Annotated in this window: 9 protein-coding genes; 4 read left to right on the plus strand and 5 right to left on the minus strand. The window is 60.7% G+C overall.

The window, feature by feature from the left end; genetic code table 11:
• Positions 1-45: 45 nt before the first annotated feature.
• The 4 genes from VXM67_RS07940 to VXM67_RS07955 form a co-directional block, all read right to left on the minus strand.
• Positions 46-1,287 (minus strand): OprD family porin, encoded by a 1,242-nt coding sequence (locus tag VXM67_RS07940; protein ID WP_023379114.1) that lies wholly within the window; start codon positions 1,285-1,287, stop codon positions 46-48.
• 740 nt (positions 1,288-2,027) lie between these two features.
• Entirely contained in the window at positions 2,028-3,275 is a 1,248-nt protein-coding gene (locus VXM67_RS07945) for a ribonucleotide-diphosphate reductase subunit beta (RefSeq protein ID WP_023379115.1), read from the minus strand.
• A 523-nt stretch (positions 3,276-3,798) separates the two neighbouring features.
• Positions 3,799-3,930 (minus strand): hypothetical protein, encoded by a 132-nt coding sequence (locus VXM67_RS07950; protein WP_256583383.1) that lies wholly within the window; start codon positions 3,928-3,930, stop codon positions 3,799-3,801.
• A 137-nt stretch (positions 3,931-4,067) separates the two neighbouring features.
• Complete coding sequence (locus tag VXM67_RS07955) at positions 4,068-6,947, minus strand: ribonucleoside-diphosphate reductase subunit alpha (protein ID WP_023379116.1); 2,880 nt, start codon at positions 6,945-6,947, stop codon at positions 4,068-4,070.
• A gap of 754 nt (positions 6,948-7,701) precedes the next feature.
• Here VXM67_RS07955 and VXM67_RS07960 point away from each other — a divergent pair.
• Together VXM67_RS07960 and VXM67_RS07965 are read left to right on the plus strand one after the other, a co-directional pair.
• Positions 7,702-8,400 (plus strand): response regulator transcription factor, encoded by a 699-nt coding sequence (locus VXM67_RS07960; protein ID WP_023379117.1) that lies wholly within the window; start codon positions 7,702-7,704, stop codon positions 8,398-8,400.
• Entirely contained in the window at positions 8,397-10,004 is a 1,608-nt protein-coding gene (locus VXM67_RS07965; protein ID WP_027906909.1) for an ATP-binding protein, read from the plus strand. The genes VXM67_RS07960 and VXM67_RS07965 overlap by 4 nt, the downstream gene beginning before the upstream one ends.
• Before the next feature lie 3 nt (positions 10,005-10,007).
• On the opposite strand, the gene VXM67_RS07970 is transcribed toward VXM67_RS07965, so the two are convergent.
• Positions 10,008-10,709 (minus strand): 4'-phosphopantetheinyl transferase, encoded by a 702-nt coding sequence (locus VXM67_RS07970; RefSeq protein ID WP_023379119.1) that lies wholly within the window; start codon positions 10,707-10,709, stop codon positions 10,008-10,010.
• Positions 10,710-10,941: 232 nt separating this feature from the next.
• Between VXM67_RS07970 and VXM67_RS07975 the strand changes: the two genes are divergently transcribed.
• Both VXM67_RS07975 and VXM67_RS07980 read left to right on the plus strand, forming a co-directional pair.
• Complete coding sequence (locus VXM67_RS07975) at positions 10,942-11,427, plus strand: Hcp family type VI secretion system effector (RefSeq protein ID WP_104882091.1); 486 nt, start codon at positions 10,942-10,944, stop codon at positions 11,425-11,427.
• Positions 11,424-12,137, plus strand: a complete 714-nt coding sequence (locus VXM67_RS07980; RefSeq protein ID WP_023379121.1) for a DUF4225 domain-containing protein — start codon at positions 11,424-11,426, stop codon at positions 12,135-12,137. The genes VXM67_RS07975 and VXM67_RS07980 overlap by 4 nt, the downstream gene beginning before the upstream one ends.
• Positions 12,138-12,432 lie beyond the last annotated feature (295 nt).

Genomic DNA, 12,432 nt, shown 5'->3' on the forward strand with positions numbered 1-12,432 from the left:
TTCCGCGGTTGTCAATGCTGCTGTGCGGCTCCCACTGCAATTGCGTCAAAGGAGCGACAATGGGTAGTTGAAGATCAACCGGTTCTCATCGAACTCGTTGTTGCTGTAGTCACGACGAATGCTTGAGTTACGCCATTTCACGCTCAAGTCCTTCAGAACCCCGCTCTGAATCACATACGCCAGTTCCGTCTCCCGTACCCATTCCTTGCCATCGGTCACGGCCCCGCTGTGCACGTCGCGCCCGCTGATGTACCGGTTCATCAGGGTCAAGCCAGGCACCCCGACGGTGACGAAGTTGAAGTCATGACGCAGCTGCCACGACCGCTCGTTGGCGTTATCGAAGCTGGAGTTGTAGCTGTCGTTGGCCAAGGTTCCGCCGCTGGTGCCATTGACCCGCATCCAGGTGTCGCCATCGACCTTCTGCAGACCGACCCAGAAGGTGTTGCCGCCATATTTGGCCGACAGCATCGCCGAGTAGGTATCGTTGTCCAGTTTCCCGGCGCGTTCTGAGCCGTCCTCGCCGCCGTGGAAGTAACCCAGGTTGGCACCTAGGGTCCAGTTGCCCACCGGCTGGCTGTGGCTCAGCTGCAGGTACTGCTGCTCGTAAACGTCCTTCAGCACCGCGTTCCACAGTCCTACCAGCGTACGGTCTTGGTTGAACTTGTATTCGCCACCGACGAAGTTGAAGCGGTCCGACACCCCGCCGCCGTAGCTCATGTCCTCCATGCTCGCATCGTTGCGCGGGCTGTTGCCGCGGAACTGGCCACCATAGAGTGTCAGCCCGGCGATTTCATTGGAGGTTACCTGGCCACCACGGAAGGTTTGCGGCAGCGAGCGGCCATCGTCCGAACGCAGAATAGGCAGTACTGGCATCCATTCACCGATCTTCAGTTCGGTCTTCGAGATACGCGCCTTGCCCGCCACTGCCAGACGCCCGAAATCATCTGCCGGCCGTCCGTCGTCATGGCGCGGCAGCAGTGCGGTGCCGTAGGTGCCGCCACCGCCATCGAGCTTCACCGACCACAGCCCCAGCACATCCACACCGAACCCTATTGGCCCTTCGGTGAACCCGGAGCGTGCGTCGAGGATGAAGCTCTGGGTCCATTCCTCGGCCTTGCTTTGCGGGTTGCTGGGGTTGGTGAAGTTGCGATTGATGTAGAAGTTGCGCAGGCCCAGGGTGGCCTTGGCGTCCTCAACGAAGCCTTCGGCCAGGCTGATACCGGGCAGGCTGGCCAGCAGGCCGGCGCCAAACAGGGCGAAGGGGAGGGTTCTTTGGCAGATTTTCATTGTTGTTGTGCTCCACAAAAGGGTGCGGCAGCCCGTCCACCGCACGCGCGCGAGCGGCCTACGGGGGGGAAGATATGCAGGTGCGACGATGCCGGGGCGCTAGGTGCCCGTGGCCTGAGTACAGGGGAGGTATGAAATGCGAGGGTGGGGTGCAATGGGTGTCGACATGGGATCGTCCACAGATTGTTGTTTTTGTTATGTGTTGTCGTACAACTATGGCGATTATTAGCAAGCACGGACGGGTGTGTCAACGCTTCGCGATGGCCGTATTGCTGGGGATTTCGCTCTGATTTCGAGTGCCTGTGCGAGCAATGGCTCTAGCACGCTAATCCGATGACATCCTACGACTAAAGTGTGGTTTATCCATCACCCACCCACTTTCGGGTCCGGGTCGAGCTAGCGGGTGTAATGCCCGTCGAAGAAGCGCCCGGTCATCCGACCGAGTTCGTGGGCGCAAAAGCACACTTAGGATTCGAACCCGAGTGCCTGGAGGGGACGGTTGTGACGGGTGAAGAGGAGGGCTGGTGGAGATCAGTCTTGGCTGGCCTCCGGGCTCTCCATGGTTTGGAGCAGACGGGGCGCATGTGCCAAAGGCCTGCGAACGCTGGTTTCGTTAGGGCTGGGTGTCGGGAGCTATGGGGAGTTGGGTTTAAACAATCAGAAGCTCGCCAGAAAACAAGTGCGGAAGAGCGTTTCTCCAATTCGATAAAAAGGCTGCCCGAAGGCAGCCTTTGGGGGCATCAATCCCAGCTCAACGCACCACCCGTCTGGTACTCGATCACACGGGTTTCGAAGAAGTTCTTCTCTTTCTTCAAGTCCATGATCTCGCTCATCCAAGGGAACGGGTTGGTAGTCCCAGGATACTCTTCCTTCAGGCCAATCTGGGTCAGGCGACGGTTTGCGATGAACTTGAGGTAGTCCTCCATCATCGCGGCGTTCATGCCCAGTACGCCGCGTGGCATGGTGTCACGGGCGTATTCGATCTCCAGCTGGGTCCCTTGCAGGATCATCTGGGTGGCTTCTTCCTTCATCGCCGCATCCCACAGGTGCGGGTTCTCGATCTTGATCTGGTTGATCACGTCGATACCGAAGTTCAGGTGCATCGACTCGTCACGCAGGATGTACTGGAACTGCTCGGCAACGCCGGTCATCTTGTTGCGGCGGCCCATCGACAGGATCTGGGTGAAGCCGCAGTAGAAGAAGATGCCTTCCAGCACGCAGTAGTAGGCGATCAGGTTGCGCAGCAGCTCTTTGTCGGTTTCGACGGTACCGGTGTTGAATTCCGGATCGGAGATGGCGCGGGTGTACTTCAGGCCCCAGGCGGCTTTTTTAGCGACCGACGGGATCTCGTGGTACATGTTGAAGATCTCGCCTTCATCCATGCCCAGTGACTCGATGCAGTACTGGTAGGCGTGGGTGTGGATCGCCTCTTCGAACGCCTGGCGCAGGATGTACTGGCGGCACTCGGGGTTGGTGATCAGGCGGTACACGGCCAGGGCCAGGTTGTTGGCCACCAGCGAGTCAGCGGTGGAGAAGAAGCCGAGGTTGCGCATCACGATGCGGCGCTCGTCTTCAGTCAGGCCGTCCATGCTCTTCCACAGGGCGATGTCGGCGGTCATGTTGACCTCTTGCGGCATCCAGTGGTTGGCGCAGCCATCGAGGTACTTCTGCCAGGCCCAGTCGTACTTGAACGGAACCAGCTGGTTGAGGTCGGCGCGGCAGTTGATCATGCGCTTTTCGTCAACGCGAACGCGGGCGCTGGAGCCTTCCAGCTCGGCCAGGCCTTCGGCGATGTCGAGGTCGTTCAGGGCGGCCTTGGCGCGCTTGACTGCGTCGGAGTCGTCGGCGGTGGCTACTCGGGCTTCCTGGGCGGCGGCATCGCCGGCGCTGTCGAGCTTGTCCAGGGTGGCGGCAGCGGCCTGCGCAGGGGTGTTGCCTTTTGCGGCGACTTCGCCGTCTTCCTTGTCGAATTCGTCCCAGCTCAGCATGGTTTGGCTCCTGCTTGAGGGTCGCCCTCGGGCAACCGGTTGGATAGTAAGAATGTGATGCCTGACGCAAGGCCGTTACGGCGAATGGACAGCTCGAGAGGCTGACTCTCGTTACATCTGAGTGTGTTCTGGCTTGTACCTGGCCAGTCCTCGCAGAGGGGCCAGGACAATAGAATGGGCCCTTTTCAGAGGGGGCGCAGTATACCGGATTTCGCCTTCGATCGGGGTGCGTGTCGCGCGGGCGAGGGTAACTTTTTCGACCGGTTTTACGCGCATCCGTTCACGAAGCTCGTGTCGTTTTCTACGGTGAAAGAGTGTAGCGGCAAAAACAAACAAGCACTACATATTGTGCCTTATTATTTTTTTCTGCACAGGATATTGGGTTGGCGCCACCGCTTGTAGAAGCGGCTTCATGTCGCGGAAGGGCTTGCTAAGCGGGCCCCCAATCGCATTGATGACGCCGAGATCAGGGGCGCGCCTCGCGACCCTTTCGCGATACAAGGCCGCTACCAAGAACACCGAGTCAACTGCGCTGCTTATGCAGCGTTTCGACGATATGCGTCTTGGGATGCCTGCGTGCTTCTTCGACCGACGTGAAGCGGCCGGTTTCAGCGTTGCGACCGATCTTGCGTATTGCCACTTGTTTCCGCGCCATGAGGATGTCCTTCTTGGAGAGGGGTCTGTCCCTTTTACCGAAGCGCCAGAGCGCAGGGCAAAGGGTGAGGTTTCTCCGTGACGCGGATACAAAAATGCCGCAAGGGGCACCCAAAGGCACCCCTGCGGCACTGAGCCTTACTGGCAGGCTTCGCAGTCAGGCTCGTCGATCGCGCAGGCCTTCGGCACTGGCGCAGGGCCGGCAGCCTGGACCGGGGTGCTGTCGCCACCGCTGGAAACGGCGTTGAGTTTGCCGGTGTTGATGGTCGACTTCTCGGTGCTGGTCGCGGCCAGGGCACGGAGGTAGTAGGTGGTTTTCAGACCACGGTACCAGGCCATGCGGTAGGTCACGTCCAGCTTCTTGCCCGAGGCGCCGGCGATGTACAGGTTCAGCGACTGAGCCTGGTCGATCCACTTCTGGCGACGCGAGGCGGCGTCGACGATCCACTTGGTCTCGACTTCGAACGCGGTGGCATAGAGGTCCTTGAGCTCCTGCGGGATACGCTCGATCTGCTGCACCGAACCGTCGTAGTACTTCAGGTCGTTGATCATGACCGAGTCCCACAGGCCGCGGGCCTTCAGGTCGCGCACCAGGTACGGGTTGATCACGGTGAATTCGCCCGACAGGTTCGATTTCACGTACAGGTTCTGGTAAGTCGGCTCGATCGACTGCGAAACGCCGGTGATGTTGGCGATGGTCGCGGTCGGCGCGATGGCCATGATGTTCGAGTTGCGAATACCTTTCTTGACGCGCTCACGCACCGGCGCCCAATCCAGCGACTCTTCCAGGTTGACGTCGATGTACTTGGCACCACGGGCCTCGATCAGGATCTGTTGCGAGTCCAGTGGCAGGATGCCTTTGGACCACAGCGAGCCCTGGAAGGTCTCGTAGGCACCGCGCTCGTCGGCCAGGTCGCAGGATGCTTGGATGGCGTAGTAGCTGACCGCTTCCATCGACTTGTCGGCGAACTCGACGGCAGCGTCCGAGCCGTAAGGAATGTGCTGCAGGTACAGCGCATCCTGGAAGCCCATGATGCCCAGGCCGACCGGACGGTGCTTGAAGTTCGAATTGCGCGCTTGCGGCACCGAGTAGTAGTTGATGTCGATCACGTTGTCGAGCATGCGCACGGCGGTCTTGACGGTACGCGCCAGTTTCGCGGTGTCCAGCTTGCCATCGACGATGTGGTTCGGCAGGTTGATCGAACCCAGGTTGCACACGGCGATTTCATCGGCGTTGGTGTTCAGGGTGATCTCGGTGCACAGGTTCGAGCTGTGGACCACGCCCACGTGCTGCTGCGGCGAACGCAGGTTGCACGGGTCTTTGAAGGTCAGCCACGGATGGCCGGTCTCGAACAGCATCGACAGCATCTTGCGCCACAGGTCTTTGGCCTGGATGGTCTTGAATACCTTGATCTTGTTGTACTCGGTCAGGGCTTCGTAGTACTCGTAACGCTCTTCGAAGGCCTTGCCGGTCAGGTCGTGCAGATCAGGCACTTCCGATGGCGAGAACAGGGTCCACTTGCCGTCGTCGAAGACGCGCTTCATGAACAGGTCGGGGATCCAGTTCGCGGTGTTCATGTCGTGGGTACGACGACGATCGTCACCGGTGTTCTTGCGCAGTTCGAGGAATTCCTCGATGTCCAGGTGCCAGGTTTCCAGGTAGGCACACACGGCACCCTTGCGCTTGCCGCCCTGGTTGACGGCAACGGCGGTGTCGTTGACCACTTTCAGGAACGGCACGACGCCCTGGGATTTGCCGTTGGTGCCTTTAATGTAGGAGCCCAGTGCCCGTACCGGAGTCCAGTCGTTGCCCAGGCCACCGGCGAATTTCGACAGCATGGCGTTGTCGTGGATCGCGTGGTAGATGCCCGACAGGTCGTCCGGGACGGTGGTCAGGTAGCAGCTGGACAGCTGCGGACGCAGGGTGCCGGCGTTGAACAGGGTCGGGGTCGAAGCCATGTAGTCGAACGACGAGAGCAGGTTGTAGAACTCGATCGCACGGGCTTCCTTGTCTTTCTCTTCCAGCGCCAGGCCCATGGCCACACGCATGAAGAACACCTGCGGCAGCTCGAAGCGCACGCCATCCTTGTGGATGAAGTAGCGGTCGTACAGGGTCTGCAGGCCCAGGTAGGTGAATTGCTGGTCACGCTCGTGGTCGATGGCCTTGCCCAGACGCTCCAGGTCATAGCCTTTCAGGGCCGGGTCCAGCAGCTCGAACTCGACGCCTTTCTCGACATAGGCCGGCAGGGCTTTGGCATACAGCTCGGCCATTTCGTGGTGGGTGGCGCTGTCGGCCACGCCCAGGAAGCCCAGGCCTTCGGCACGCAGGGTGTCCATCAACAGGCGGGCGGTGACGAACGAGTAGTTCGGCTCGCGCTCGACCAGGGTACGGGCGGTCATCACCAGGGCGGTGTTGACGTCCTTGATGGCCACGCCGTCGTACAGGTTCTTCAGGGTGTCGCGCTGGATCAGCTCACCATCGACTTCGGCCAGGCCTTCGCAGGCTTCGCTGATGATGGTGTTCAGACGGGCCATGTCCAGCGGTGCCAGGCTGCCATCGGCCAGGGTGATGCGGATGGACGGGTGCGGCTCGACCACGGCGTCGGTGTGGGCGCGGGTGGCACGCTCCTTGGCGCGTTGCTCGCGATAGATCACGTAGTCACGGGCAACTTTCTGCTCGCCAGCACGCATCAGGGCCAGTTCGACCTGGTCCTGGATTTCTTCGATGTGGATGGTGCCACCCGATGGCATGCGACGCTTGAACGTGGCGGTGACCTGCTCGGTCAGGCGCGCGACGGTGTCGTGGATGCGCGACGAGGCAGCGGCGGTGCCGCCTTCAACTGCGAGGAACGCCTTGGTGATGGCCACGGTGATCTTGTCGTCGGTGTAGGGGACGACAGTGCCGTTGCGCTTGATCACGCGCAGTTGGCCAGGGGCGGTGGCAGCCAGATCCTGGTTGGAATCGGCGGCCTGCGGCGCCTGGGCCTGCGGGTTCTCGCGAGTTGTCTCGGTTTGCATGGGTGGGTGTCTCCACAGTTTCTATATTGTTCAGGCGCCTTTTGGGCGCCCACCGTTCCGTCCGCTTGCTCGATGGCCCAGGGGGATGCGACGTGCACGCGCATCCGCCCGCTCGGGCGTACCGACTTCGGGACAGACTCAGGAATAAGGGGCAATAACCTGCCGCTCCCTGGCCGAAGTCAAAGGTTCTGGGCGTTGCCCAAAATCTGTTGCTGATGGATGTCAGGCTTGGCCTGCAACACCCATGCCCGAACAATGCCCTGCATGGGCTTGCCTCGGACGCCTCCGCAGGAGCGGTTTGGCTGCTGAAATCACCTGAAGTTCAGCCAGAAATTTCGCTTGAAATCCTGCGCCGACTTGTGTTTGTGATTTTGCGCGAACCCCAATATCTAGTGGTTCGCTGCGATGGGGATACAAGATAATGCGGTATCGGGGCCTTTGCAAGGATGGCGACTGTGGATAACTTGTGCGTACTTTGTGAGTGAATAGTGGGTATGCGCTGTAGGCCTTGTACCAAGAGGTTTGCACTATTTTTCTGCGTCTCGCTGCCCCCGGGCAGAATTTTGCGGGCGCGAACCCTATCACAAAAATCGGTTCAGTCGAGGGCCATTTCGGGTGAGGCTGGCAGTGTCGTGGAGCGGGCCGTAGTATCCGCAGCAAATGTGTCAGTTGTGCAGGCCTTTTCGCGGGTCAACCCGCACCCACAGGTCAAGCGCAGGCAGTCAATAAAGAACAACAACCAAGAGACCCGGCCATGGACCAGCCACCGAACCGCATCCTCATCGTCGAGGATGACCAGCGTCTTGCCGAGCTTACCGCCGAATACCTGCAGGCCAACGGCTTCGAGGTGGCGGTGGAGGGCGACGGCGGGCGCGCCGTGCGGCGTATCGTCGACAGCCAGCCAGACCTGGTGATTCTTGACCTGATGCTGCCAGGTGAGGATGGCCTGAGCATCTGCCGCCGGGTGCGCGGTCAGTATGCCGGTCCGATCCTCATGCTCACCGCCCGCAGCGACGAGCTCGACCAGGTCCAGGGCCTGGACCTGGGCGCTGACGATTATGTGTGCAAGCCGGTACGCCCACGCCTGTTGCTGGCGCGGATCCAGGCCCTGTTGCGGCGCAGCGAAGCGCCAGACAGCAAGCGTCCGGACCTGGCCTTCGGCGGGTTACGAATCGACAACCGACTGCGCGAAGCCTGGCTCAACGATCAACTGATCGACCTGACCGGCGCTGAATTCGATTTGCTCTGGTTGCTCGCCAGCAATGCCGGCCGGGTACTGTCCCGCGAACAGATCTCCACGTCCTTGCGTGGTGTCGGCTATGACGGTCAGGACCGCTCCATCGATGTGCGCATTTCCAAGATACGCCCCAAGATCGGTGACGACCCCATCCACCCGCGATTGATCAAGACCCTTCGCAGCAAGGGCTATCTGTTCGTCGGCGAGGGCCCATGAACAACTCGATCTTCCTGCGTATCTATGGCGGCATGCTTGCCGTGCTCGTGCTGGTGGCGGTGCTTGGTGTGCTTAGCCTGCACCTGGTCAACCAGGTGCGCGCCAGTCAGCACCGTGAGAACCTTGCCCAAGGTACCTTCAGCCTGATGGCCGATAACCTGGCCCAGCAGTCCGAGGTCGAGCGCAAGCGTTCGATAGTGATGTGGGAGCGTTTGCTGGGGGTGCCATTGTCGCTGCAACCGATGTCGGCGCGCACCTTGGATGGCGGCCAGCGGGCGCGCCTGTACCGTGGTCTGGTGGTGGTGGAGAAGACAGGGCCGCATGCCGCCCAGGTGTTGCGCAAGGTGGGTGGCGAAGAGCTGCTGCTGGTGGCGCAGGTCAGCCAGGTCAGCGAGCAATTGGCGCGGGCCACCCTGTACCTGCTGGCCGACGAGCTGGTGCGTTACCCGGTGACCGAGCAGCAACGGCGCCTGGCCGAAATCAAACAGAGCAAGGGGTTCGGCTTCGACATCGCCCTGCAGCGCCTGGAGCGGGTCGGACTGGACGACGACCAGCGGCGGCGGGTGGAGGAGGGCGATACGGTCATGGCGCTGGGCAAGGACGGCGACTCGATCCGGGTGTTCGCCGGCTTGGCGGGTTCGCCCTGGGTACTGGAGATTGGCCCGCTGTACCAGCTCAACCCCTACCCGCCACAGCTGCTGATCCTGATCACTTTCCTGGGCTTGTGCCTGATTGGCCTGGTGGTTTATCTGCTGGTACGACAGCTGGAGCGGCGCGTTTCAGGGCTGGAGATCGCCGCCACGCGCATCGCCCAAGGCAGCCTGGATACCCGCGTGCCGGCAGGTGACGCCGACTCGGTGGGGCGTCTGGCCGCTGCGTTCAACGGCATGGCCGAGCACCTGCAACGCTCGTTGAGCATGCAGCGAGAGCTGGTGCGGGCAGTCTCCCATGAGCTTCGCACCCCGGTGGCGCGCTTGCGTTTCGGCCTTGAGATGATCGAAAGCGCCAGCACCGAACAGGCCCGCGCCAAGCACCTGGCTGGCATGGACAGTGATATCCAGGACCTGGATAAACTGGTCGATGAGATGCTGACCTACGCCCGACTGGAGCAGGGCGCGCCAGCGCTGAAGTTCCAGCGGGTCGACCTGGATGCCTTGCTCGATCGGGTCATCGAAGAGTTGGCGCCGTTGCGCGCGGACGTGAGCGTAGTGCGCGGGGAGTGCCAGTGCGATGCCGAGCAACAGGCGTGGGTCGAGGCCGAGCCCCGCTACCTGCACCGTGCCTTGCAGAACCTGGTGGGCAATGCCCTGCGTCATGCCGGCTCGCAGGTGCACGTGAGCTACCAACTGGGTCAGCAGCGCTGCCGTATCGATGTGGAAGACGATGGGCCTGGCATTCCCGAAGGTTACTGGGACCGCATCTTCACCCCGTTCACCCGCCTGGACGACAGCCGCACCCGTGCCTCGGGCGGGCATGGCCTGGGGCTGTCGATCGTGCGGCGGATCATCTACTGGCATGGCGGACGAGCAACGGTAGGGCGCAGTGAAGCACTGGGCGGCGCATGCTTCAGCTTGAACTGGCCCCGCGAGCAAGCGCCGCTGTAGGCCTCAGACGCTGATCAGGCTGAGCAAGTGGCCTTCGTGCTGGCAGAACTGGCCCTCCAGCTCGATACCGTGGCGCCACTGGGCGGAGAGGTCGGTGAGCAGGCGCAGGCGGGCCGAGCCCTCCGAGGACCACTCCAGCAGTTCGGCGTGTTCGAAGTAGAAGCGCTGTCCGGTCAGGGGGTACAGGGCCTTGAACAGACTTTCCTTGAGCGAGAACGTCAGGGTGACGGTCAGGCTTAGCTGGCGCCGGTCCAGGCGCTCGAGCTCTGCTGGGGTCAGGATTTCGCCCATCAGGCGTTCGGCGCGCTCGTCGTCGAGCAGGCTCTCCTGATCCAGCCCCAGTCCCTGGCAACTGCCATCGGCAGCGACCACGGCGGCAGCCCAGCCCTTGCCGTGGGTGATCGAGCCGTGGATACCCGGGGGCCAGATCGGCGAGCGATCCTCGTGGGTGCCGGGCACATAGTCACGACCATCCAGGCGTTGCAGCGCGGCCCGGGCGCATACGCGTCCCGCCAGGTATTCGGCCTGGCGCTTGGCGACCGAGCGCTGAAGGCTGGCGCTTTGCGCGATGCCGGCACGCTGGAAGTCGTCGGCGGCCAGGCGCGCGGGGTCGAAGGCGCAACTGACCAGCACCGCGCCGGGGAGCGGGCTGGGGAGGGGCCAGTGGTACTGGAGCGGGGCGCAGCAGTTTGGAAGTGTGTTCATGGCGGTATTGTGCCAGTGCCGAAGGCTCTTCGGGAGTCGCCCAATCGCCCTGTGGCTGGCCATAACCTCTGAGACGCCGGCGAACCTGCCGTAGGGAAGTAGAGACTGTGCGCTCGAATGCACGGGTGAACTTTGCGTTTAAAACAACTGGAACGAAATTCAGACGCAGCCGACATACGGTCGGCTCTCGGTTACGTAGGCTTTGGTCATTCACCTGCCGGGAGATTCGTCCATGGCTGTCAACGGATACATGAGCATCGTCGGTGAACGACAAGGCCTGATTTCGGCAGGTTGCAATTCGCAGCCGTCCATTGGTAACAAATGCCAGTCTTTGCATCAGGATGAAATCTTGGTGCTGGCTTACAGTCACGAGCTTGCCAATCCAGGCAGTACACAACGTGCCATCCATCGTCCAGTGATGATCACCAAGCTGGTTGACAAGGCCAGTCCCTTGTTGGCCCAAGCCGTGGACAGCCGCGAAGTGGTCCGCTGTGACATACACCTTTATCGCTTTCATCCAGCGGGTCATCAGGAAAGGTACTTTTCGGTAAAGCTGGAGGGCGCCGTGATCGTCGCCCAGAGTTTTGATGTCCCACACGCGATATTGATGTCCGATCAGGAGGCCGAAGAGCGGCTGCTCATCAGTTATCGCTCGATCAGTTGGATTCATCATACGGCTGGGACGACGGGGCATGCTGCCTGGGAAGAAACGCCATGAGTCGCCAGGACGATTTTGGCGAGCGTCTGGATCAAGCGTTTTGGGAGCTCAACACAGCTGCCTCCGGGCTGGTTGGCTACGGCTGCAGCGTCAGTGCGCGTTACCTGCAAGATCGCGGATTGCGTATGCAATTCAATCGGGAGTTGGCGTATTACGCGCGGCGGGTCCTGGACGATGTCATCCAGCGGCGCATCAGCCCGGAGGAGGGGCTTGAGCGCATTCAGGCGGAACAAAAGAGTTTGTTCTCGGAGGCCCATCGTGTTTTCACGCAGGTTGGTGGCATAGCCGGTGGTGTTTCGCAGGTAGCCACAGGTCTGACGAGTTGTATAGGCAGCCTCGGTGCAGCGTGCGTGTTCCATGGAGGGCCCTTGATCGCACATGGCGGAAACAATGTCTATGAGAATGCCTTGGGGTTGTATGAAGGGCGCACTGATGTAGTGGGGCCTGTCCGAGAAATATATCAGGATGCCGCCAAGTCAATGGGGTATGGCGAGCGCGAGGGGAACATTGCTTATTACAGTGCTGATCTCATTTTTTCTGGGCGGGCTTTGTGGCACAAGGTTCCTAGGAAAGGCGCTTGGCGTCTTTATAAATATTTGGATACCGACAAGGAGCGAAAGTACAGGCAGCTAGGAATCAAGGGGCTTTCACTTGAAATTGGCGCGTCTGTATTGACGTTTAAGCAACTCATGGAGGAGTACAGTAAATGAAGTTGGTTGGTTTTCTGGTCTTTGTCGTATGCGATGTGATTCTGAGGTTGATACTGAATAGGTCATTTTTCAGAGAGCTGGTCAGTGGATGGAAGGTGTTTTTTGCACTTGCTTATTGCTCAATCATGGGGTGTGTTTATAGGGAAGTGATGGGGGGGAAGGGGTGTTTGGGTTTTCCCAAGAATCCCCTCACCCCGTCGAAGCTTGGACTGTCATTATCCTCTGCGGTGTCATGGTATTTTTCCATATATGGGCGTTCACTTCGAAATTGGACGATTAGGGGCCGCCCCCTGAT

The sequence above is a fragment of the Pseudomonas sp. Rh2 genome, from assembly GCF_040762985.1.
Classification (GTDB): domain Bacteria; phylum Pseudomonadota; class Gammaproteobacteria; order Pseudomonadales; family Pseudomonadaceae; genus Aquipseudomonas; species Aquipseudomonas taiwanensis.

Bases quoted from the DNA above. Each gene is read 5' to 3' on its own strand.
- VXM67_RS07940 (WP_023379114.1), bottom strand. From the start codon at position 1,287: ATGAAAATCTGCCAAAGAACCCTCCCCTTCGCCCTGTTTGGCGCCGGC.
- VXM67_RS07945 (WP_023379115.1), bottom strand. From the start codon at position 3,275: ATGCTGAGCTGGGACGAATTCGACAAGGAAGACGGCGAAGTCGCCGCA.
- VXM67_RS07950 (WP_256583383.1), bottom strand. From the start codon at position 3,930: ATGGCGCGGAAACAAGTGGCAATACGCAAGATCGGTCGCAACGCTGAA.
- VXM67_RS07955 (WP_023379116.1), bottom strand. From the start codon at position 6,947: ATGCAAACCGAGACAACTCGCGAGAACCCGCAGGCCCAGGCGCCGCAG.
- VXM67_RS07960 (WP_023379117.1), top strand. From the start codon at position 7,702: ATGGACCAGCCACCGAACCGCATCCTCATCGTCGAGGATGACCAGCGT.
- VXM67_RS07965 (WP_027906909.1), top strand. From the start codon at position 8,397: ATGAACAACTCGATCTTCCTGCGTATCTATGGCGGCATGCTTGCCGTG.
- VXM67_RS07970 (WP_023379119.1), bottom strand. From the start codon at position 10,709: ATGAACACACTTCCAAACTGCTGCGCCCCGCTCCAGTACCACTGGCCC.
- VXM67_RS07975 (WP_104882091.1), top strand. From the start codon at position 10,942: ATGGCTGTCAACGGATACATGAGCATCGTCGGTGAACGACAAGGCCTG.
- VXM67_RS07980 (WP_023379121.1), top strand. From the start codon at position 11,424: ATGAGTCGCCAGGACGATTTTGGCGAGCGTCTGGATCAAGCGTTTTGG.